Origin of the sequence: Jeotgalicoccus sp. WY2, assembly GCF_018437745.1 — a bacterium.
In the GTDB taxonomy this organism is placed as follows: Bacteria; Bacillota; Bacilli; order Staphylococcales; family Salinicoccaceae; genus Jeotgalicoccus; species Jeotgalicoccus psychrophilus.
In genome coordinates, this window is sequence record NZ_CP049818.1 from 313989 (window position 1) to 335219 (window position 21231).

General features: G+C 42.0%; 13 protein-coding genes, 8 pseudogenes and 1 riboswitch. Of the genes and pseudogenes, 11 read left to right on the forward strand and 10 right to left on the reverse strand.

The genetic code is table 11. The features are described from left to right. The first annotated feature begins 49 nt into the window (after nt 1-49). From G4D76_RS16500 to brnQ, 4 genes and pseudogenes are all read left to right on the forward strand, one after another. A pseudogene (locus tag G4D76_RS16500) lies at nt 50-2841 on the forward strand (2-oxoglutarate dehydrogenase E1 component). Between the two features lie 18 nt (nt 2842-2859). Next, nucleotides 2860-4109: pseudogene (gene odhB, locus G4D76_RS01840) on the forward strand (2-oxoglutarate dehydrogenase complex dihydrolipoyllysine-residue succinyltransferase). Between the two features lie 69 nt (nt 4110-4178). Then, the gene (locus tag G4D76_RS01845; protein ID WP_213810372.1) at nt 4179-4373 is read left to right on the forward strand and encodes a DUF6501 family protein; all 195 of its coding nucleotides are present in this window, start codon (nt 4179-4181) and stop codon (nt 4371-4373) included. Nucleotides 4374-4467: 94 nt separating this feature from the next. Then, nucleotides 4468-5780, forward strand: a pseudogene (gene brnQ, locus G4D76_RS01850) (branched-chain amino acid transport system II carrier protein). A 401-nt stretch (nt 5781-6181) separates the two neighbouring features. On the opposite strand, the gene G4D76_RS01855 reads toward brnQ, so the two are convergent. Both G4D76_RS01855 and G4D76_RS01860 read right to left on the reverse strand, forming a co-directional pair. Beyond that, complete coding sequence (locus tag G4D76_RS01855; protein WP_213810373.1) at nt 6182-7372, reverse strand: toxic anion resistance protein; 1191 nt, start codon at nt 7370-7372, stop codon at nt 6182-6184. A gap of 1 nt (nt 7373) precedes the next feature. Next, complete coding sequence (locus G4D76_RS01860) at nt 7374-8096, reverse strand: 5-bromo-4-chloroindolyl phosphate hydrolysis family protein (RefSeq protein WP_026859818.1); 723 nt, start codon at nt 8094-8096, stop codon at nt 7374-7376. Between the two features lie 123 nt (nt 8097-8219). On the opposite strand from G4D76_RS01860, the gene G4D76_RS01865 reads away from it, so the two are divergent. From G4D76_RS01865 to G4D76_RS01885, 5 genes are all read left to right on the forward strand, one after another. Further along, nucleotides 8220-8543: a DUF1033 family protein gene (locus G4D76_RS01865; protein WP_026859817.1), complete on the forward strand. Its 324-nt coding sequence runs from the start codon at nt 8220-8222 to the stop codon at nt 8541-8543. An 87-nt stretch (nt 8544-8630) separates the two neighbouring features. Continuing rightward, nucleotides 8631-8831, forward strand: coding sequence for a cold shock protein CspA (cspA, locus tag G4D76_RS01870; RefSeq protein ID WP_026859816.1), 201 nt, complete (start codon nt 8631-8633; stop codon nt 8829-8831). Nucleotides 8832-9323: 492 nt separating this feature from the next. Next, entirely contained in the window at nt 9324-9590 is a 267-nt protein-coding gene (locus G4D76_RS01875) for a nuclease-related domain-containing protein (protein WP_213810374.1), read from the forward strand. A gap of 106 nt (nt 9591-9696) precedes the next feature. Further along, entirely contained in the window at nt 9697-10299 is a 603-nt protein-coding gene (locus G4D76_RS01880) for a hypothetical protein (protein ID WP_213810375.1), read from the forward strand. Between the two features lie 367 nt (nt 10300-10666). Continuing rightward, nucleotides 10667-11002: a LysR substrate-binding domain-containing protein gene (locus G4D76_RS01885; RefSeq protein ID WP_213810376.1), complete on the forward strand. Its 336-nt coding sequence runs from the start codon at nt 10667-10669 to the stop codon at nt 11000-11002. 33 nt (nt 11003-11035) lie between these two features. On the opposite strand, the gene lysA is transcribed toward G4D76_RS01885, so the two are convergent. The 8 genes and pseudogenes from lysA to G4D76_RS01925 form a co-directional block, all read right to left on the reverse strand. Next, a complete protein-coding gene (gene lysA / locus G4D76_RS01890) occupies nt 11036-12304 on the reverse strand; it encodes a diaminopimelate decarboxylase (protein WP_213810377.1) in 1269 nt (422 codons plus the stop codon). Beyond that, complete coding sequence (locus G4D76_RS01895; RefSeq protein WP_213810378.1) at nt 12294-13364, reverse strand: alanine racemase; 1071 nt, start codon at nt 13362-13364, stop codon at nt 12294-12296. The genes lysA and G4D76_RS01895 overlap by 11 nt, the downstream gene beginning before the upstream one ends. Before the next feature lie 2 nt (nt 13365-13366). Further along, nucleotides 13367-14533 carry a M20 metallopeptidase family protein gene (locus G4D76_RS01900; protein ID WP_213810379.1) on the reverse strand — a complete coding sequence of 389 codons (1167 nt, stop codon included), beginning with the start codon at nt 14531-14533 and terminating at the stop codon, nt 13367-13369. Continuing rightward, nucleotides 14533-15277, reverse strand: a pseudogene (gene dapD, locus G4D76_RS01905) (2,3,4,5-tetrahydropyridine-2,6-dicarboxylate N-acetyltransferase). Before dapD ends, G4D76_RS01900 begins: the two are co-directional and overlap by 1 nt. Beyond that, a pseudogene (dapB, locus tag G4D76_RS01910) lies at nt 15261-15942 on the reverse strand (4-hydroxy-tetrahydrodipicolinate reductase). Before dapB ends, dapD begins: the two co-directional pseudogenes overlap by 17 nt. A 25-nt stretch (nt 15943-15967) precedes the next feature. After that, nucleotides 15968-16850 (reverse strand): annotated as a pseudogene (gene dapA / locus G4D76_RS01915) (4-hydroxy-tetrahydrodipicolinate synthase). 14 nt (nt 16851-16864) lie between these two features. Further along, a pseudogene (locus G4D76_RS01920) lies at nt 16865-17841 on the reverse strand (aspartate-semialdehyde dehydrogenase). Between the two features lie 86 nt (nt 17842-17927). After that, nucleotides 17928-18107, reverse strand: a riboswitch (Lysine riboswitch). A 62-nt stretch (nt 18108-18169) separates the two neighbouring features. Next, a pseudogene (locus tag G4D76_RS01925) lies at nt 18170-19773 on the reverse strand (ABC-F family ATP-binding cassette domain-containing protein). Nucleotides 19774-19959: 186 nt separating this feature from the next. On the opposite strand from G4D76_RS01925, the gene G4D76_RS14245 reads away from it, so the two are divergent. After that, nucleotides 19960-20139, forward strand: coding sequence for a S1-like domain-containing RNA-binding protein (locus tag G4D76_RS14245; protein WP_250130105.1), 180 nt, complete (start codon nt 19960-19962; stop codon nt 20137-20139). Further along, nucleotides 20099-20827 (forward strand): CvfB family protein, encoded by a 729-nt coding sequence (locus tag G4D76_RS01930; protein WP_250130106.1) that lies wholly within the window; start codon nt 20099-20101, stop codon nt 20825-20827. The genes G4D76_RS14245 and G4D76_RS01930 overlap by 41 nt, the downstream gene beginning before the upstream one ends. The last annotated feature ends 404 nt before the right edge of the window (nt 20828-21231 follow it).

A 21231-nucleotide genomic window follows, 5' to 3' on the forward strand; every position in this document is an offset into this window, starting at 1 on the left:
AATTTTATACGTAAAGAGTATTTAAAAATTATAAAGAGGTGGCAGTACAATGCAACAAAATGAAGTTGAGAATGCTCCTGTAAGATTTGGAACAAATCTAGGTATGATTCTTGAGTATTTTGACATGTACAAAGAAGACCCGGAATCAGTATCTGAGGAAATGCAATTACTATTCGAAAGCATTTCTTCAAGTGAAGGAAGTAATACTCGTCAATCGAACCAGGCACTTAGTTCATCAGGCCAGGATAAGATCAAAGGTATTTTGCAGTGGTTAAATGACATTAGACAATACGGTCATTTAAAAGCGGATGTCTATCCGGTTTACTCTCCGGAAATTGACAATGCACCTGACTTTGATTTCAACGCTTATGGTTTTTCGGATCAGGATCTTGAAAACCTGCCTGCAAGTATCGTCTCTGAAGCACTTGCTGATAAATTCAGCAATGCGCTTGAAGCAGCACGTTACCTTGAACAAATCTACACTTCACCGTTATCGTATGAGTACACTCATATTAATAACACTGAAGAAAGAAACTGGCTGCAGAATACAATCGAGGGTCTCGGCGAAGTCGAACTTTCCAACGATAAGAAACTTTATCTTTTCAAGGAATTAGTTAAAACTGAAGGTTTTGAAAAATATCTTCACAAAAACTTTGTCGGCGCAAAACGCTTCTCAATTGAAGGGGACTCGCTCGTACCGATGCTCGACCACCTCCTCGGGCGTATGGCTGAAGAAAACATTCCGCACCTGCAAATCGGTATGGCTCACCGCGGACGCTTAAACGTGCTGACGCATACGCTGCAAAAACCGTACGCAATGATGCTGAGTGAATTTATGTCGACTGACCCGATGAAATTCCTGCCGGAAGATGGTTCACTGAAACTGACAAACGGCTGGATGGGCGACGTTAAGTACCATCTTGGCGGTGTTAAAACAAGAACGGACAAAGGGATCGAACAAACAGTAACGCTTGCCAACAACCCGTCGCACCTTGAAATTGTCGGACCTGTCGTACAGGGTCGTACACGTGCTCAGCAGGAGAAAACTGACCAGGCTGGAAAAGCGACTCACGACGTTGATAATTCACTCGGTGTAATTATTCACGGTGACGCTGCATTCCCAGGTCAGGGCGTTAACCCTGAGTCGATGAACTTATCTAACCTTGAAGGCTACTCAGTCGGCGGTGCAATGCATATTATTACTAACAACCGCATCGGTTTTACGACTGAAGAGTGGGATGCGCGTTCAACACTGTACGCATCTGACATCGCTAAAGGTTTCGATATGCCTGTATTCCACGTCAATGCGGACCGTCCGGAATATGTTCTCAGAGTGATCGACATTGCGATTCAGTACCGCCAGAAATTCAAAAAAGATTTAGTTATCGACTTAATCGGTTACCGCCGCTACGGCCACAACGAAATGGATGAACCGATGACGACTAACCCGAACCTTTATAATGAAGTAAACGAATACCCGTCAATCGACAATCTTTACGGAGATCAGCTCGTAGCTGACGGTGTCATTACAGAGGAAGATAAAAACAGCATCATACAGGCGATTCAGGATGAATTAAGAGCTGAGCATGACAAGATTGATAAAGCTGACACTGTCGTTACTGAAGATATTCAGACACCTGAAGTCATTATGGAAGGGCAGGCGAATGAAGTTGAAGAAGATATTACATTCGACCGCCTTGCTAAAATTAACGAAGAGCTTTTAGAGTATCCTGAAGAATTCGCACCGCTTAAAAAGTTAAACAACGTTTTATCAAGACGTAAAAAACCATTTGAAGACGACACGGCACTTGTCGACTGGGCTCATGCGGAAGCTCTTGCATTCGCAACAATTAACCAGGACGGCACGCCAATCCGTTTCACAGGTGAAGATGCAGAGCGCGGTACGTTCGCACACCGCATGCATGCTGCACGATCCTGAAACAGGCAAGAAACACACGCCGCTGCACAACATCAGCGACGCTGAAGCTTCATTTGAGCTCTACAACTCGCCGTTAACTGAAATGGCAGTGGTTGCTTACGAGTACGGCTACAACGTCGAGAACAACAGCGCATTAACGATTTGGGAAGCCCAGTACGGAGACTTTGCAAACATGGCTCAGCCGATTTTTGATGTCTTCATGTCATCTGCACATTCCAAGTGGGGTGAGAGAACAGCATTAACGCTTCTGCTGCCGCACGCACAGGAAGGTCAGGGACCTGAGCATTCATCTGCACGTCTCGAAAGATATTTACAGTTATGTGCTGAAAATAACATGACAGTCGTTAACTTATCGAGCAGTGCCAACTACTTCCACCTGTTAAGACGCCAGGCGAAGTACTTAAACACTGAGAAAATGCGTCCGTTAGTCGTGATGTCACCGAAAAGCCTGCTGCGCAACACAACAGCGAGCCAGCCGGTAAGCGAGTTTGTAAATAACCAGTTCCACGAAATTATCGTGCCTGAATACAAGAAAACAAAAGTTAAGACAGTAGCCATTGCTAGTGGTAAAGTAGCGGTAGACCTGCTTGAAGCACAGGCTAAAGCAGAAACACCGAACGACGAAGTAATCGTTATCAGACTGGAACAGCTGTATCCGTTCCCGGCTGAAGCAATTAAAGAAGTATTAAATGATATTACAGGCCTGAAAGAAGTGCGCTTCGTCCAGGAAGAACCGCAAAACCAGGGTTCATCATTTTGCATTACCATACCTGCTCGATATCGTACCGTCTAAAGCAAAACTTAACTATATCGGCAGAAAACCGAGCGCTTCGACTTCTGAAGGCAACGGCGGTTCTTACAAGTTAGTACAGCAAAATATTATAGAAAAAGCTTTAAAATAATAGGGGGTAAATTATAAAATGGCTGAAATCATCGTGCCTGAATTAGCAGAATCAATTACAGAAGGAACAATATCTACTTGGTTTAAACAAGTGGGAGACTCAGTTGAAAAAGGCGAGAACGTACTCGAACTTGAAACTGATAAAGTAAACGTTGAAATCGTCAGCGAAGAAGCAGGCGTAATTTCTGAACTTAAAGCTGAAGAAGGCGACACTGTTGAAGTTGGACAGGTTATCGCTGTAATCGGTGAAGGCGGCGGGGAAACTGCTGAGAAAGCTGAACCGAAACAGGAAGACAAGAAAGACGCTAAAGCTGAAGAAACTAAATCTGAAGCGCCTGCAGCGCCGGCTGAAGAAGACGACAGCGACGCACTTGTTGTTGCAACACCTTCAGCTAGAAAACTTGCACGTGAAAAAGGGATTAAAATCTCAGACATCAACCCGACTGACCCTCGCGGTTTAGTACGCAGCCAGGATGTTGAAAACCACGGCAATGCTCCTAAATCTGAAGCTAAAAAAGAAGAGCCTAAAAAGTCGGCTCCAGCTCAAAACGCTGCACCTGAAAAAACCGGTTTGAACGCGAGAAATGCTACGGCGTCACGCCGCAGACAGACAATTGCTAAACGTCTTCTTGACGTATCACAAAACACTGCAATGCTGACAACGTTTAACGAAATCGATATGACTAACGTTATGGAACTTAGAAAACGTAAAAAAGCTTCCAGGAACGTAACGATGGAACAAGACTTGGCTTTATGTCATTCTTTACTAAAGCTGCAACAGCTGCACTACGTAAATACCCGGCAGTAAATGCTGAAATCGACGGCTCGGACTTTATCTTCAAAGAGTTCTTCGACGTATCGATTGCAGTATCTACCGATGAAGGTTTAGTGGTGCCGGTTGTCCGCAACACAGACCGTAAAACATTCGCTGAAATTGAAAATGATATTGCTGAACTTGCTAAGAAAGCAAAAGATAAAAAATTATCTCTTGACGATATGGCAGGCGGTTCATTCACAATTACTAACGGCGGTGTATTCGGATCGCTAATGTCGACACCGATTATCAATGGTACACAGGCTGCTATTCTTGGTATGCACACGATTCAGAAACGTCCTGTAGCAATTGGTGACGATATTGAAATCCGTCCAATGATGTACATTGCATTAAGCTATGACCACAGAATTATTGATGGTGCTGAATCAGTCGGCTTCCTTAAAACAATTAAGGAATTAATTGAGAACCCTGAAGATTTATTATTAGAAGGTTAAATTTAAAACAATTTAATAAGAGAAAGGTATCCTCGTGATACCTTTTCTTTTTTACTTAGTGGAAATAGAATGCTTCAAAATGAATGGGAATACAATAATCTTAGAACGGTTACTGTAAAACACACAGATGCAGAGAAGTACAAAGTCTCTGATATGCTGACTGTCGGCAAAGAATATACAGTTGTAAATGAAACAGAAGAGTATATTTTTGTTAAAGACAACTCAGGAAAAATCGGCGGATTTTACAAAACCTATTTTTCTTAGTAATAAAAGTCAGATAATTCAAATATTTGTAGATTTTTCTGCAATATTAGTGTAAGATAATTGCATACTAATTTTTATAGAAGAGGCGATGTCCATGAGTACAAAACAAGTCATAATGGTCGGGTTCACATTATTTGCCATGTTCTTCGGAGCAGGTAATTTAATCTTCCCGCCGGCGCTCGGATTTGGGAGCGGAGAATACTTCTGGACTGCAATGCTTGCATTCGTCCTTACAGGGGTAGGTCTTCCTTTAATCGGAGTTATCGTAGGTTCAATTTCTAAAGATGGATATAAAGAATCTTTAAAACATATTCACCCGGCATTCGGAGTAGCATTTCTGGTCGCTATTTACTTAACAATCGGACCGTTCTTTGCAATTCCAAGAACAGCAACAACTGCTTATGAAATGGCTATCGTGCCTTTCTTAAGTGAAAACACCGGCATCTGGTTACTGGTTTTTTCATTAGCGTTTTTTATCATAGTCTTATTATTAAGTCTTAAACCAGGAACTTTAATTAACACTATCGGGCAGGTGCTCACACCGCTCTTACTTATTGGAATTGTACTCTTAATCATCGTTGCAGGGATTGCTTATTTTTCAAACTCAATCAACCCGGCATCAGTAACATTCCAGGAGTCTTCACCATTTACAATCGGCTTTACTGAGGGATACTTAACGATGGACGCGATTGCAGCGATTGCATTCAGTGTTCTCGTACTGAACTCAATCAGACAGCTTGGTATTACTAACCGCCGTGATTTACTTATCGGCACAATCAATCTGCTTTACTTGCAGCTGTACTGCTTGGAGCAATCTACATTTCACTTGGATGGCTGGCAAACCGTGTAGACCTTGGCGGAGCATTAGTTGATGATCAGAACTTAGGAACATTCCTGCTGACTTACATGAGCAGTGATGTGTTCGGTATCTTCGGACCAATTTTACTGGGAGTCATTGTCTTCCTTGCTTGTATTACGACAGGTACCGGGCTTATCGTATCAGTGTCTGAGTACTTCAACAGCATTCTGCCTAAAGTCCCTTACAAACTTTGGGTCGTTGTATTTACATTAATTTCATTCGGCCTTGCGAACCAGGGACTGGATCAGGTTATCGCAACAAGTGTACCAATACTGTCCATCATCTATCCAATCGCCATGACAACTGTATTGCTTTTGATCGTGACATATTTCTTACCGTCACCAAGACTGAGCCTGCAGATTCCGGTATATGTAGTGACAGCACTATCTATCCTGTCTGTCCTTCATAGAAATGGCTGGATGGAAATGAGCTGGCTTGAGTCACTTCCATTATTCAGCTACAGCTTTGAGTGGATTCCATTCATGATTGCCGGCTACATTTTAGGCTACTTAATCGGTCTTAAGAAACCGAGAGTAGAGTATACGTAAATATTAAACAGCAGCCACTTTCCCGTCTCGGAAAGTGGCTTTTTTGCGGGAAATTTTATGGAAGTTCTCAGCAGGGAATGGCGTTTTAAAGATAAACAGCTTTCTCATGTATACCGTTGAAGTGTTGCATAGGCAAGAATAATAATATTAGTTATCGGTCCGATGAAGTCCTCACATCAGGTTGAAATCGATTAATCGACCGCATGAACACTTCACATAGGTTGCTAGAATCTAATAGACCGGATGTATATCCACCCGGCCGGAAATATGTATTTAACCGCATGAGATTGTCTCATCGGGACAAAAAGCTTTTTCTTCCCAACTAACGAAGAACCCCCGGTCATAGACAGCACAAAAAATGAGCTCTCTGCCAATAGCGGGGAGCTCATTCAGTATTTCTATTAGTATCTGTGCTTATCTTTAATCTGCAGGAGACGTTCTTTCAATTCTTTCTCCATCGTTACAAGTTCTGCTTCAGCAGATTTACGTTTCTGTGAACCTTCACTCTGAATTCTAAGTGTTTCTTCAATCGTTGTGACTAAGTTATCCTGAGTTATTTTCAGCGTCTCGATATCGACGATACCGCGTTCGTTTTCTGTTGCAGTTCTTAATGAGTTCTGTTTCAGCATCTCACTGTTTTTCGTTAACAAATCATTTGTCGTATTCGTTACTTCACGCTGGGCTTTGGATGCCGACTCCTGACGGAGCAGGGTAAGAGCAATCGCCATCTGATTTTTCCATAATGGAATACTCGTTAAAATTGAACTCTGAATCTTTTCAGCCAGCGTCTGGTTAATATTTTGAATCATGCGGATTTGCGGTGCCGACTGCAGTGTAATCTGTCTGGACAGTTTTAAATCATGCACACGCTTCTCTAGACGGTTGATGTACTGCATCATGTCATTTACATCCTGTACGTCCATTTGGTTGCTTGACGAGTCTGCTTCAGCTTTTAAGCGGGGCAGTGTTTCATTCTCGAGTTCTTCCATTTTAAGTTCAGCTGCTGCAATGTAAATATTAATTGCATCGAAGTAATCCTTATTCTGATTGTATAGCCCGTCGAGCATATTCACATCTTTAATGAGTACTTCTTTTGCATGCTCAAGCTGGATTGAAATACGGTCGACCTGTGAAGCGATACTCTGGTGCTTTGAGATCATTTCATTAACTGAACGCTTAACGCGTCCGAACATACGCTTGAATATATTTCTTTTTTCGTTAGTCAGTTCTTCCGGATCAATTTCTTTCAGCTTCTTCATCAGTTCTTCTAATGTTTCACCGATTGGTCCAACGTCTTTTGACTGGACTTCATTCAGCATCTGATGAGAGAACTTAGACATTGCCTGCTGAGCGTTCGCACCGTAAGTAATCAGTGCATCATTGTTCAGCGGTTCAATTTTATCTTTAATTTCACGAATCGATTTAAGATCAGACTCACTGAACTGGTCTTTGTAAGTCGTCAGCATTTCGCTTTCCTTCGGTTTGTTCGCTGCAGCTTCTTTAGGCTGCAGTATTAAATTATCCTCAGTGTCACTCATTTCTTTAAATGGATCCTTAAGCAACTCATCTTTTAAGTTTCTGTCTTCAGCCATTTCATTCACCCCGATGTACTTTTTCTGTTTCTTTTTCAGTGTTTTTTTTCTTATGCAAATTCACTTTTTCTTTGCCGAGCTTATTACCAAGCGCAGCCTGGCGTTTTTTCGCGCGTGCCGAGTTCATCTTAATCAAATCCCGCTCGACGTTTAAATCCTGGTAGCTACTCTGATTCATATGGGACAAGTTCGACTGCAGTGTACGTTTCAATTCTAACATTGATAAACGTGTCTCGTGCAGCTGAATGCGCTCATCTTTAGTTTTACCCGGCATCTTATGCAGATAAAGATATTTTTCAATCGTGTTAACAGCTGTTTCCAAATTAGAGTGGAAGAACTGCTGAACGCTGTAAAACTGTCTCGGGTCTTCCTCTACAGATGAAATAATCGTTTTAACGATCCGGTTAATATCGAATATCATCTTCGCATCTTTTATCGATCTGATATTCATATAGCTGGAACGCAAACGATTCGTATGCTCCTTCGCCTGAGCGAGCTGTTCTTTTATATATTTATACTCACTGTTCGTGAGTTTTAATTTCTCTAAATGCTTATTATGTGAAATACGCTGGGCAGGCAGGTAAGATGCACCAAAACCGCCGATACCGACGATGACGTCTAAAAACATATGAATATCGAATACGTTAGACGACAGAACCCACGCAACAAGGCCGGCCGGTACAGCAATCACAGAAGCAATGAAATGTGAATAATTACTCTTCATTGTTCAAAACCCCTTAGTATATATGTGGCTATTTATTATAATTATAAAGCGTTATGCTTGATAATGCTAATTATACGCGTTTATAATGATGAATAATATCGGCTAGGGAATGGAGTTTTAAACATGTATGAAGTCGTGATTGTTAAGGCGGATTATGAAGGCTGGTGGCTCTTCGATGATTGGCAGGAAGATATCATCAGCAGACATCAGTACGATGATATAACTGCAATGATATCTGGCTACAAAGCAATAATAGATCAAATGAAAAATGACTATAATAGTTATGTGCAGGGTAAATATGATTTATACGCATTCTTTAACGCATGCGAGATAGAATTTTGTGAAGACTGCGATGAAGACGTCCAAATATACTATACGCCGATAATGACACAAAATAATGAATTTTATAAAAATGATGAAAAACGTCACAAAATCGTTGGAAATTGACTTGCAATATAACTAAATATATCGTATAATATGAATCATCAGTAAGTTCTTCTTATTGGTAATTTATGTCTTTGGAGGATTTTATTAATGAAACAAGGTACAGTGAAATGGTTTAACGCAGAAAAAGGTTTTGGCTTCATCGAAATTGAAGGAGAAAACGACGTATTCGTACACTTCTCAGCAATTAACCAAGAAGGCTACAAGTCTCTTGAAGAAGGTCAAGCAGTTGAATTTGAAGTAGTTGAAGGCGACCGCGGTCCACAAGCTGCAAACGTTGCTAAACTATAATTATAAATTGATTCATTAGAATAATTTGTAACTTCTAAGCAAGTGCCCGGTTATATCCGGGTACTTGCTTTTTTTGTTGGGATTTCTGTATTTCGAGGTAGTTTTCCCTCTTGAAGTACGACACCTTGGCACTGTCGTATTCCAAGATGCGTTAATGCCCGACACCGTGAGACCGTCGTATTCGAAGGCGTGTTAAAGTCCAACACCGACCCTCTGTCGTACTCCAAGCTGCGTATTCCCGAGGTACAACGATCACCTCATAATTCAGATGATTTAATACATCACTAACCCTTAATTATCCCCCATTATCTATGATAATAGAATACTTTCATCCAAATTTCACCTGCCATATAATTCCATTTATAACTAAAATGGTGTAGAAAGTAAACCAGTTTTGCTATTTTTGTGTTCAAGTAACTTTTTTAAAAGGAAACGCCACTTTTCACCTATATATAGGGTAAGAAGGTTTTTATTTTAAAAGGAGGACTTAAGATGTTTATCAATGAAAGAACAAAACCGCATGATTTACTTTTATACGAGGCACTTAGTGCAAGAACCGCATTAACGAAGGAAGAATTCAGAAAATTTAAGACATATAAAAATGGCTATGAAGGGGAGCTGATGTATGACGAGCTCTTTGACAGTATCGGGCATGATAATATTCTGATTTACAGAGATGTTTTTCTTAATATTGATAATTCAGTTACCCAGTATGACAGTTTGATTATTAGTGATAAAGGAATTTTTCAAATGAATTAAAAATTTCACCGGAAACTGTACCGTTAGAAATGGATATTGGTTCAGAGGTGATTATCTGATTCCTAATAATGCATTCAGTCAGCTCAACAGGGCAGTCGGAAAACTGATGGAACTTCGTAACTCAGCTAAAGCTGATTTTAACGTCGCCGGAAAGCTGGTTTTTCCAAATGACACGTTCACTTTCCATTCAGACGATCAATCTAATTGGGATAAAATGATACTTCGCTCAGGCATCCGCGACTATTTTCATCAGTTTAACCAGCCGGGAATTACAACAGGAAATAGAGCACAATATATTTCACGGTTAATCAGTGAAAGCATTGTGGAGAATACTTTCTTTAATCCTCAAACGGATAAAACCCGACTGAAATTCGGATTGTACTGTGGAAATTGCGGAAGCTTTAATCTGAGTAAGAAGAGATTTCATCTGACATGCAACAAATGCAGGTGCACAGAATGTAATGAAACACATCTGCTTCGTGCGATGAGTGATTATAAATTCTTATTCTATAATCAGCCGATGACACGTAATAATCTTTTGGAGTTTATTGACAATGATTTACATCATAAAGCTATTTCAAGAGCACTTTTAAAACATTGTTATGTTGATAGAAAAGGAAGAAAGACTGTATATACATTTAAATATTATGATTTTGATGATGCCTTAAAAAAATCTGACGTGTATATGAGATATAAAGACCATATTTGATGAATCCTGTATGATTAGAATTCTTGGGATACGACGGTGAGATGCCGTCGTATCCTAAGTTACGTTAAAAGACTACACCAATCTGACGTCGTATTCCAAGATGCGTTCAAGTACGACACGAAATCACCGTCGTATTCCAAGATGCGTTCAAGTACGACACGAAATCACCGTCGTATTCCAAGATGCGTTCAAGTACGACGCGAAATCCTCGTCGTATTCCAAGTTACGTTAAACACCAACAGCGATTCACCGTCGTATCCCAAGCCTTGTCAAAGTACGACAACGAGCCGCCGTCGTACTCCAATTAAGGTGGAATATCCCCCCGTACAAATCATATAAATATACTGACAGCAGAGTAAACCAGCATATGATTCAAGAAAATAAATATAACCATTTTGTAACTAATGAAAAAGATGCGACATACCGGCAAATGTTCGAATCTTTTGCCAAAGATTCCATAGAGAAAATAACAGAGCTGTGGAGTATCGGTGCCATAAAAAGCATTCTGCTGGATGATATCGGCTTTTCAGTCTTGCCTTTAGGAAAAGTAAAAAAAGAGTTGGAATCCGGCAATCTTAAAGTGATCCGTCATAATTTCGAGTTTGATTTATTCCGTTCACTGCTGCTAACGAGAAAGCAGAGCTGGCAAAATCCGCTAGTTGATTTATTTATCGAACAGACAAAAATTCACTTCAAACAATAAAGAAACTCAACCGGGATTTCCGGCTGAGTTTCTTTATCTCACATCATCATCTATCAATTGTTCCAAAGTCTGACGTTTAATCACCTGACGCACACCGGCTTCATTTACAAACACGACTGCGGGTTTTCGCATCTGGTTGTAGTTTGATGCCATGGAGTAGTGGTATGCTCCGGTAGTTTTCACAGCGAGCAGATCACCGCGCTGCAAATTGCCAGGCAGCATTTTGTTTTTACCGATTATATCGCCAGACTCGCACAGTTTACCGACAACGTGTGTCGAAACTTCGTCAGCATCCTCATTTGCATCCTTTACGGGCACAACTTCATACTCCGCACCATATAATGGTGTACGGATGTGATCGCTCATGCCGCCGTCTATAGAGACGTATTTCGCGACTCCCGGAATATCTTTAATTGTACCGACTTCATAAACGGTAATCGCTGCTTCGGCGGCAATGGAACGTCCCGGTTCTATCATAACGTGCGGCAGCTCACGGCCGGATGCACTCACGACTTCTTTTAAGTGGCCGATAATCGCATTAAACCCTTCTTCAATCGGGAAACGCACATCTTCTTCGGTATATCTCACACCGTAGCCGCCGCCCATATTTAATATTTCAATATCAATATTATGTTCATCGAGCCAGCTGTAAACATTTGTCACCGCATTAATAAACGGCGCGCTGTCATCGAGCTGTGAACCTAAATGATAGTGAATGCCTTTAAAATGCAGGTATTTACTCGCATTAATATTATCAATCGCACGTTTAGCCGCACCGTTCGACAGTGACAGACCGAATTTGCTGTCTTCCTGTCCGGTTGAAATATAGTCGTGCGTGTTCACTTCAACACTCGGGTTTATACGAATCAGCACGCTTACGTCATCAGCCGCGAGCGAGTCAATCAGCTCAATCTCATCAAGCCCGTCAATAATGAAGAAACGCACGCCATGCTGCAAAGCATATTGAAGCTCTTCGGGCGTTTTATTATTCCCGTGAAAATGAATATCCTCAACTGGAAATCCTGCAGCTAAAGCTGTATACAGTTCACCGATTGACACGACATCGAGTTCCATATTTTGTTCTTCAAGCAGTTTTATCATCTGCACGCTGCTGAAAGCTTTTGATGCGTACGATACAGAGTAGGGAAGATTATGACGCTTTAATACACTGTGATATTTCTGCATCATTCCGGTCATATACGTTTCATCGTAAATGATGACCGGCGTACCGTATTCTGCTGCAATATCACTGATTTTATGTCCTCTTACTTGAAGTTCTCCTGATTGATAATTAAACGTCATAAATAATTTCTCTCCCTAATGATTGATAGTTTAACGCACCGAGCTGTTCAGAATTAGCCCCAACACCGAGATGTGTGTATTTGTCGATGCGGAGTTTCTTGTTATACAGATAAACGGACATGTGTGCCTCTACATCGTCATCGACCAGTACGACCATATGACTCATCATAAGTGCGACGATAGGATAAGTTTTTCCGCCAATTTCACATTCATGGCCGGCACGTGCACGGAGGACACCGTCGCCGTATCCGATATCCACAACTGCAACAGTACAGTCTTCGTCCGCTTTAAAGGCGGCGCCGTAACCGAGCGTCATGCCCGCAGTTAAGCGTCTGAACTGAACAATGGGTGCTGACAGTGTCGACGATTGAACAAAGTCTTTATCGTCTAAATCCGCATACGGTTTCGAACCGTAGAGTCCGATACCTAAGCGCACGTGCGAGTGCTTATCCAAAAGTCCGTCTCTGACATAGCTCGCGCTGTTCTGTGCATGAATAGATGGTTTAATTCCGAGCTCCAGCACATCACTGATAAACTGCTCCCACATGCCGCGCTCTGTTTCATAAATGCCGTCGAACTCATCTGAGTAGCCGAAGTGCGTCCAAAGTCCTGTGAAATTGAGCTCAAGATCTGATTCATTCATATCATTTAAAATATACTCAAGTTCCTCTATAGAAGACAGCCCGGAACGGTTAAATAGTCCGGCATATTCTAAATGGATATGTATATCATGCAGCTCGTCTTTATAAGCATCATAATAATCCCGGGAGGGGAGGGTGATATGAAGATTGAACATGCGTGCGCGTTTAAAATCCGTCGTCGGATTCATTAATATAATGTCAACTTTATCTCCGCACATGTGTCTGATTTTAACCGCGTCGTCCACCGAAGTTGTCGCAAACGCACGAATTCCTGAAATCGCAAATGCTTTAACCGCGAATTCCAGTCCATAGTTATATGCATTATTTTTAACGACGGCAATCGTCCGGTCCGTCAGCTGAAACTGACGACGAGCCTGTTCGATAAACTGCGCTTCATCTATTTGAAAAGTACCACCCATTGCTATTCTCTCCCTGACATGTAGTTATTTAACAGCGCTTCATAGTAATCTGCCACTTTAATAAGCACGCGCTCATCAAAGTTAAACGTATCTGTATGAAGGCTTGATGCAAAGCCTTTTTCTAAATTCCTTGCGCCTGCAAAGACAAAATAGGTTTTTGCGATATTGGAATAAAAGCTGAAATCTTCTCCGAATAAATATGGTTTATCTTTCTCTATACCTCGAAGCCCGGCATCCTGAATTGATGATTCGACCATTTCTTTTAACTCTGGGTTATTCTTCACTGCAGGATAGCCTTCAGTATAATTCAGTTCAACTGACGCGCCGTACAATAATTCTGCAGCTTCTTTAATTTTAGTCAGCTGAGCTTTAATTACAGCAAGATCCGACGCTTCATAAGTGCGGATTGTCCCGCGGAGCGCTGCGTTTGCAGGTACCGTATTAACAGCTTCACCTGAACTAAGCTGACCCATATGAATAATGTTGCGGTTTAAGCCGTCTAAATGAAACTGCTGAATGTTGCCAACTTCTAAAGCAATTTTCAGGATTGCTTCCAGAGCAGAAACACCCTGATGTTTTTGTGCCACGTGAGCGCTTGAGCCTGTCACTGTAAAGTGAAATTCCGTTGCACTTGCTGTCAGTTCATCATCTCTGTATAAAACGAGTCCTTCATCTTCATCAGGCATTAAATGCACGCCGAAAATCGCAGCGAAATCCGGGCGGTTATTCCATGCATTAATCATTAAATTCGCACCGGCATTCGCTTCTTCACTCGGCTGGAAAATAAATACCGAATTGTGTTTCAGCTCACCTTTATCCGCTAATGCTTTCGCACGCTGTGCAAATAAAAGAAGGGCAGTGGTATGCCCATCGTGTCCGCACGCGTGCATTACATTATCCACACGGCTTTTATATTCAACATCATTCTGTTCGTGCACCGGCAAGCCGTCTATATCGGCTCTGAAGCCAAGTGTCGTCTTGCTGTTGCCTTCTAAGTAAGCGACGACACCCGTATCCAGCACCCGGCAGGACGGTATACCAATTTCTTCAAGTACAGCAATAATGTACTCAGTTGTTTTATATTCTTTAAGACTTAATTCCGGATGCTGATGCAGATATCTCCGGTGTTCGGTAACGAACTTAAGCTCTTTTTCGTAACGTTCTGACATTAGTCATTCAGCTTTCTAAGCGCCTGTACGATTTCTTTTTTAGAACCGGTAACGTCGCTTGCTTGTTTAATCACACGTGCCGGAGTACCCGCAACGACAGTTCCTGCAGGAACATCTTCAGTAACAATTGCACCAGCTGCAACGATTGCACCTTTACCGACAGTCACACCTTCTAAAATAACAGCGTTCGCGCCGATTAATACATCATCTTCGATAACGACAGGGGACGCGCTTGGCGGTTCAATAACACCAGCAAGTACTGCACCAGCACCAACGTGGACATTTTTACCAGTCGTTGCACGGCCGCCTAACACTGCATTCATATCGATCATCGTGCCTTCGCCGACAATTGCGCCGATGTTTATTGATGCGCCCATCATGACAACCGCGCCGTCACCAATTACTGCATGTTCACGAATGAATGCACCCGGTTCGATACGCGCTTTCGTATTCGTTAAGTCCATTAAAGGAATAGCCGAGTTGCGGCGGTCCTGTTCGATAACGATATCTGTCACTTTATCTTCAATTGAAGGATAAAACTTCTGCCAGTCACGCGCATCTGCGAACACAGTTTTTGAATCCTCTGTCCCGAATACTTTAAATGACTCATCGAACTGGACACCTTCAAAGTTTCCGTTAACATAAATTTTAAGGTGTTTCTTTCTCCGCGTTTGAAATGTATTGAATAATCTCTTCTGCTGTAAATTTTCCATTGTGTAAAAACTCCTTAGAATATGTTGTTATAGTCGTAAAATCCGTTTTCTTTGTTTACCAGACTTTCTGCGGCGACAAGGGCACCGTTTGCGAAAATATCTTTCGACTGCGCAATGTGTTTCAATTCTATGACTTCATCGAGCCCGGCAAAAATTGCCTCATGCTCGCCGACAATCGTGCCGCCGCGTATTGCGCTGACGCCGATCTCATCTTTCGAACGCGGATTACTGACAGATGACCGGTCGTAGACGGATAACTGCCATCACGCTCTTCAAGTGCCGTGTCAAGGAGTTTAACGAGCGTACCGCTCGGTGCATCGACTTTCTTATTATGATGACGCTCAACCAGCTCCAGATCGTAATCACTAAGCTGTGACAGAGCTTCACGGAGCAGTTTGTTTAAGACGTGCACGCCGTAGCTCATATTGGCACTGAAAAATACCGGTGCCTGTGCAGCACGTTCTTTTAAGGCTGAGACAATTCTTCTTTTTTTCCTGTCGTTGCGACAACGAGGGGAGTCTGGAAGTCTTTTTCAATCAGCGGCTGAATGCGCTCGGGATTGGAAAAGTCAATCGCCACATCCGCATTCGCCTCATCGATATTTGTAAAAGCAGGGTAGTCAGTCTCTCCGGATGAAATCACTCCCGCAATTTCATGTCCGGCTTCACTTGCGAGACGGGCAACGATTTTGTTCATCGTCCCGTAACCGATTAAGAGATTCTCATACCCTTACACCTTTTCTGAATTCGTTAAATGCATCGACAATCGCCTGTCTTGCACCTTCTTCAAGAGGCAAGAGCGGTAAGCGAAGCTCATAATTACCAAACCCGAGTTCAGCTGTTAAAGCTTTAACCGGAATTGGGTTCACATCAATCTGTACTGCGTTAATTACCGGCATCAGTGAAGCGAAACGCTGTCTTGCTGCAGCGTCGCCTGCAGCAATCCGTTCGTATACTTCCTGCATCTCACATGGAATCACGTTGCCGACAACTGAAATTAATCCTTTGCCGCCGAGTGCAGTAAAGTCGCACAGATTGTCATCGTTGCCGCTGTATAGTGAAAATTCAGAATCAACAAGGTTAAAACATTGATTGTATAATTTAAATCGCCCACTGCATCTTTCAGTGCAACGATATTTTTGTGCTGGCTTAACTCTAACACTGTTTCAGGATCGATTGACATACCTGTACGTGCCGGCACGTTATAAAATAACAGGAATATTAATACTGTCAGCAATCGCTGTAAAGTGTGCGATTAAACCGCGCTGATTACTCTTGTTGTAATAAGGCGTAATCAGCATCACTCCGTCAGCACCTGTTTCTTCTGCGAACACCGATAATCAATCGACTGTGAGTTGAGTTCGTGCCTGTCCCTGCAATGACCGGTACACGGCCAGCTGCAGTTTCAACACCGACACGTAAAAGTTCTTTAATTTCTTCCGGCGATAAAGTAGGGGATTCGCCTGTCGTACCATTAATAATTAAACTCTGAACATTGTTGTCAATTAAATACTCAATGTGGCTCTGAAAAGCATCGTAGTCTACCTGATTATTTCTAAACGGGGTGGTCATTGCCACGCCGACACCTTCGAAAATCGGACTCATATATATCGCTCTCCTTATTTATTATCTATTAATGATTTCAAAATCTGCACTGTATTCTGTGCTGCGCCCTTTAGAATGTTATCGCCGACACACCATACGTGGAAAGTGTTTTCCAGCGTCGGGTCTTTACGGATACGGCCGACGTAATTTCGTTTTCGTCTGTCGCTTCAAACGGAGTAGGATAAACACCTTCTGCCGGATTATCCATTAAGACGATATGCGGAATATTTCTAAATGCGTCGCGCACTTCTTCTTCCGTTGCCGCTTTGTCCAATGTCACATTAATCTGTACGCTGTGGCTGGAAATCACCGGCACTCTGACACATGTTGCAGTAACCTGTATGTTATCGTCACCGAGAATTTTCTTCGTTTCATCAATCATTTTGACTTCTTCTTTCGTATAGCCGTCGCCTAAAAATACATCGATCTGCGGAATAACGTTATTGTAAATCGGCTTTGGATAAGTCGTCGGCTCAGCGCCTTTTGCACCTTCTTCAAGATCTCTGATGCCGCCAGCGCCGGAGCCTGATACTGATTGATACGTTGCGTAGTGTACGCGTGTGACGCCGAATTTATCGTATAAAGGTTTTAAAGCGATGACCGACTGGATTGTTGAACAGTTCGGATTCGCGATAATTTTACGTTTTAATGATGGTGTGTTAATTTCCGGAACGATTAAATCGATATCTTCATGCATTCTCCAGAAACTTGAATTGTCGATAACGATCGAGCCTGCCGCTTCAAAGAGCGGGGCGAACTTTTCACTCGTAGAACCGCCGGCACTCATAATTACATAATCAAAACCTTCTTTTGTTCTGTCTTCAGTCAGCTCCTGAACTGTAACTGTTTCACCGTTCACTTCAAGTTCCTTGCCGCTTGAGCGTTTAGAAGAGAAGAGTACCAGTTCGTTATAAGGAATCTTATACTGATCAACCATTTCGAGCATTTTTGTACCGACGACACCTGTTGCACCGACAATTGCGAGTTTCATAAAATACAGCCTCCTAGAAGTTTATCTGAATAAAAATTTACAAATAAAAAAACAAGCCCGGGTACCGGACTTGTTTTAAATTTATATACAAGCGATGCCCTCCATTATTCTTTCGAAAATAATGACAAATCCATAGCTCTTAACCACTAGATCCAACAGTTAACGGCTGCACGTTAACTATTTCGGCATCTCACCCTTTCGTCATATACACTTTTGCAGAAGTTAAGTATATGAGTACTGTTGATTGATGCGCCTCATCCGTTCTATTCAGTTTTTGATGTTGATTGTCATTATACATAACAAAGTATTTAAAGTAAACAGACAATTCCTATTTCTTTATAACACCTTTTTCAATCAGGTAATCTTCGTAGCCGATTTCCTTAACAAGTGCTTTGTTGTCACTTAAATCAAGCACGACATTTGAAATTGTATTTATGAACTCAAGGTCATGTGATGTGAAGATAATTGACCCTTTGAATTTTTTCAGACCGTCGTTGACTGCAGTAATACTTTCTAAGTCAAGGTGGTTAGTCGGCTCATCCATTAAAAGAACGTTCGACTGTGCCAGCATCATTTTGCTGAGCATGGCGCGAACTTTTTCTCCACCGGATAAGACGCTTGCTTTTTTCTTCGCTTCTTCACCGCTGAACAGCATTCTGCCTAAGAAACCGCGCAGGAATGTTTCAGTCTGTTCTTCAGGCGGAGCGTACTGACGCAGCCATTCAACAAGACTTAAGTCGATGCCTTCAAAGAACTCCGAGTTATCTTTCGGGAAGTAGCTCTGTGAAGTGTTGTAACACCCCATGTAACTGTTCCAGCATCAGGAGTAATTTCCCCTGCAAGAATACGTAAGAGGGTAGTGCGCTGCAGTTCAGAACCGCCTGTTAAAATAATTTTATCGTTCGGTGACAGTGTAAACGTTAAGTTATCAAGTACTGTTTCGCCGTTAATAGAATGAGTAAGATCTCTTACTGTTAAAAGTTCGTTACCTATTTCTCTTTCAGAAGTGAAACCGACGAAAGGATAGCGGCGTGACGAGGGTCTAATATCATCCAGTTCAATTTTTTCGAGCATTTTCTTACGGCTCGTTGCTTGTTTTGATTTCGAAGCGTTGGCGCTGAAACGTGCAACGAAGTCCTTAAGCTCTTTAATTTTTTCTTCTTTTTTCTTGTTTTGATCCTGAGACATTTGTAATGCCATCTGGCTTGACTGGTACCAGAAGTCGTAGTTTCCTACGTATACCTGGATTTTGCCGAAGTCTAAGTCAGCGATATGCGTACATACGTTGTTCAGGAAGTGTCTGTCGTGGGATACGACAATGACAGTGTTTTCAAAGTTAATCAGGAATTCTTCAAGCCACTGAACTGCTTCGATATCAAGTCCGTTTGTAGGCTCATCGAGGAGAAGAACGTCGGGGTTACCGAACAGGCTTTGTGCAAGTAGCACTTTAACTTTTGCAGTGTTATCGATTTCACCCATCGTTTTATCAACTAAGTCGTGCGTGACACCAAGGCCGTGAAGGAGTGTTTCTGCGTCACTTTCAGCAGTCCAGCCGCCCATTTCGCCGTATTCTCCTTCGAGTTCAGCTGCTCTGATTCCATCTTCATCCGAAAAGTCGGGCTTCATGTAAATTTCGTTTTTCTCGTTCATAATAGACCATAATTTTTCATGGCCCATCATTACGATATCTAATACGCGTGTATCTTCATAGCCGAAGTGATCCTGGCGAAGAAAGGCCATGCGCTCGTCCGCGCCTAAAATAACGTGTCCGTCCGAGTCAACTTCACCTGTCAGCACTTTAAGGAAAGTAGACTTCCCGGCACCGTTCGCACCGATTAAACCGTAACAGTTCCCCGGTGTGAATTTAATATTTACATCTTCAAATAATTTTCTGTCTCCAAATCTCAGACTCACTTCGCTTACTTGCAGCATGTGCATTCTCCTTTATATAAAACAATCATTTTTAGTTTACATTCATAAGCGATAATACCATAAATATGGTATTATTTAAATACACCAGTATGTTCATCCGTATGCTTACTATTTAAAAACCACAATATTAAACATTAACTGATAAACTAATAATACACAATAGAAACAAATAAATGAGGAGTCTATATGACAAAACTTTCAGGTACTACACAATTTTTAAAAGTGATTAAAAAAGAAGGATCAACTTACACTCTAGTGACAGATGACAACAAGTATATCCGCATGAACAGTTCAGAAATCGAAGGGGATAAAGAATACGAGATCGATGAAGAAATACTTGTATTTATATCCAAACCGCTCGGGTGAACTGTTCGCAACACCGACTATCCCAAGTATTACTGCTGATAAATTCGGCTACGCTGAAGTCAGCGAAGTAAACCGTGACGGCGCCTACCTCGAAATCGGTTCACCGCGTGAAATTTTAATTCCGTGGATCGATCTTCCGCGCATGAAAGTATGGCCGCAAGTAGGCGATATGGTATACGCAACAATTCGTGTTGAAGCCGACGATCAGATGTTCGGACGCTTAATCAACGAAACTGAAGCAGACGAGAAATTCCAGCCGCTGCAAAAAGAAGACTACGAAACACTTGGCAACAAATGGCTGAAAGGCCGTCCATACCGTCTGTTACGCGTGGGTACATTTATTTTATCCGAAGAAGGATACAAAGTATTCGTCCATGAAACAGAACGTGAACAGGAACCGCGCCTCGGCCAGGAAGTAAGTTTCCGCGTTATCGGCATCAACGAAAAAGGCGAAGTCAACGCATCATTCCTTGAAAAAGCATATAAACGTTTAGGCACAGACGGCGAACGCATCGTAGAATACATGCAGATGCACGGTGACATGATGGAATTCACAGACAAGAGCTCACCGGAAGACATAAAAGCCACATTCAACTTATCAAAAGGCCAGTTCAAACGCGCATTAGGCGGCCTTTTAAAAGAAGGCAAAATCGTATTTGAAAACGGCGCAACACACTTAAAGAAATAAGTTTATATTTATAATATGAAGGCGGAATCCCCTGGAGGGGCTTCCGCTTTTTTGTGCTTTTTATGGCCTATCTCTGATATGAAGTCGTTTCATTGGTGAGATAATTCGTTATCTCTGATATGAGCGCGTTTCATTGTGGGTAGTTCCATGCCGTATCTGATATGAGCGCGTTTCATTGGTGGGTAAGCGGTATCTCTGATATGAAGTCGTTTCATTGGTGAGGTAATCGTTTCTGATATGAAGTCGTTTCATTGGTGAGGTAAGCCGTTATCTCTGATATGAAGTCGTTTCATTGGTGAGGTAAGCCGTTACCTCTGATATGAAGTCGTTTCATTGGTGAGATAAGCCGCTATCTCTGATATGAGCGCGTTTCATCAAACAAAAAAACTGGAAAGGGCGACAAG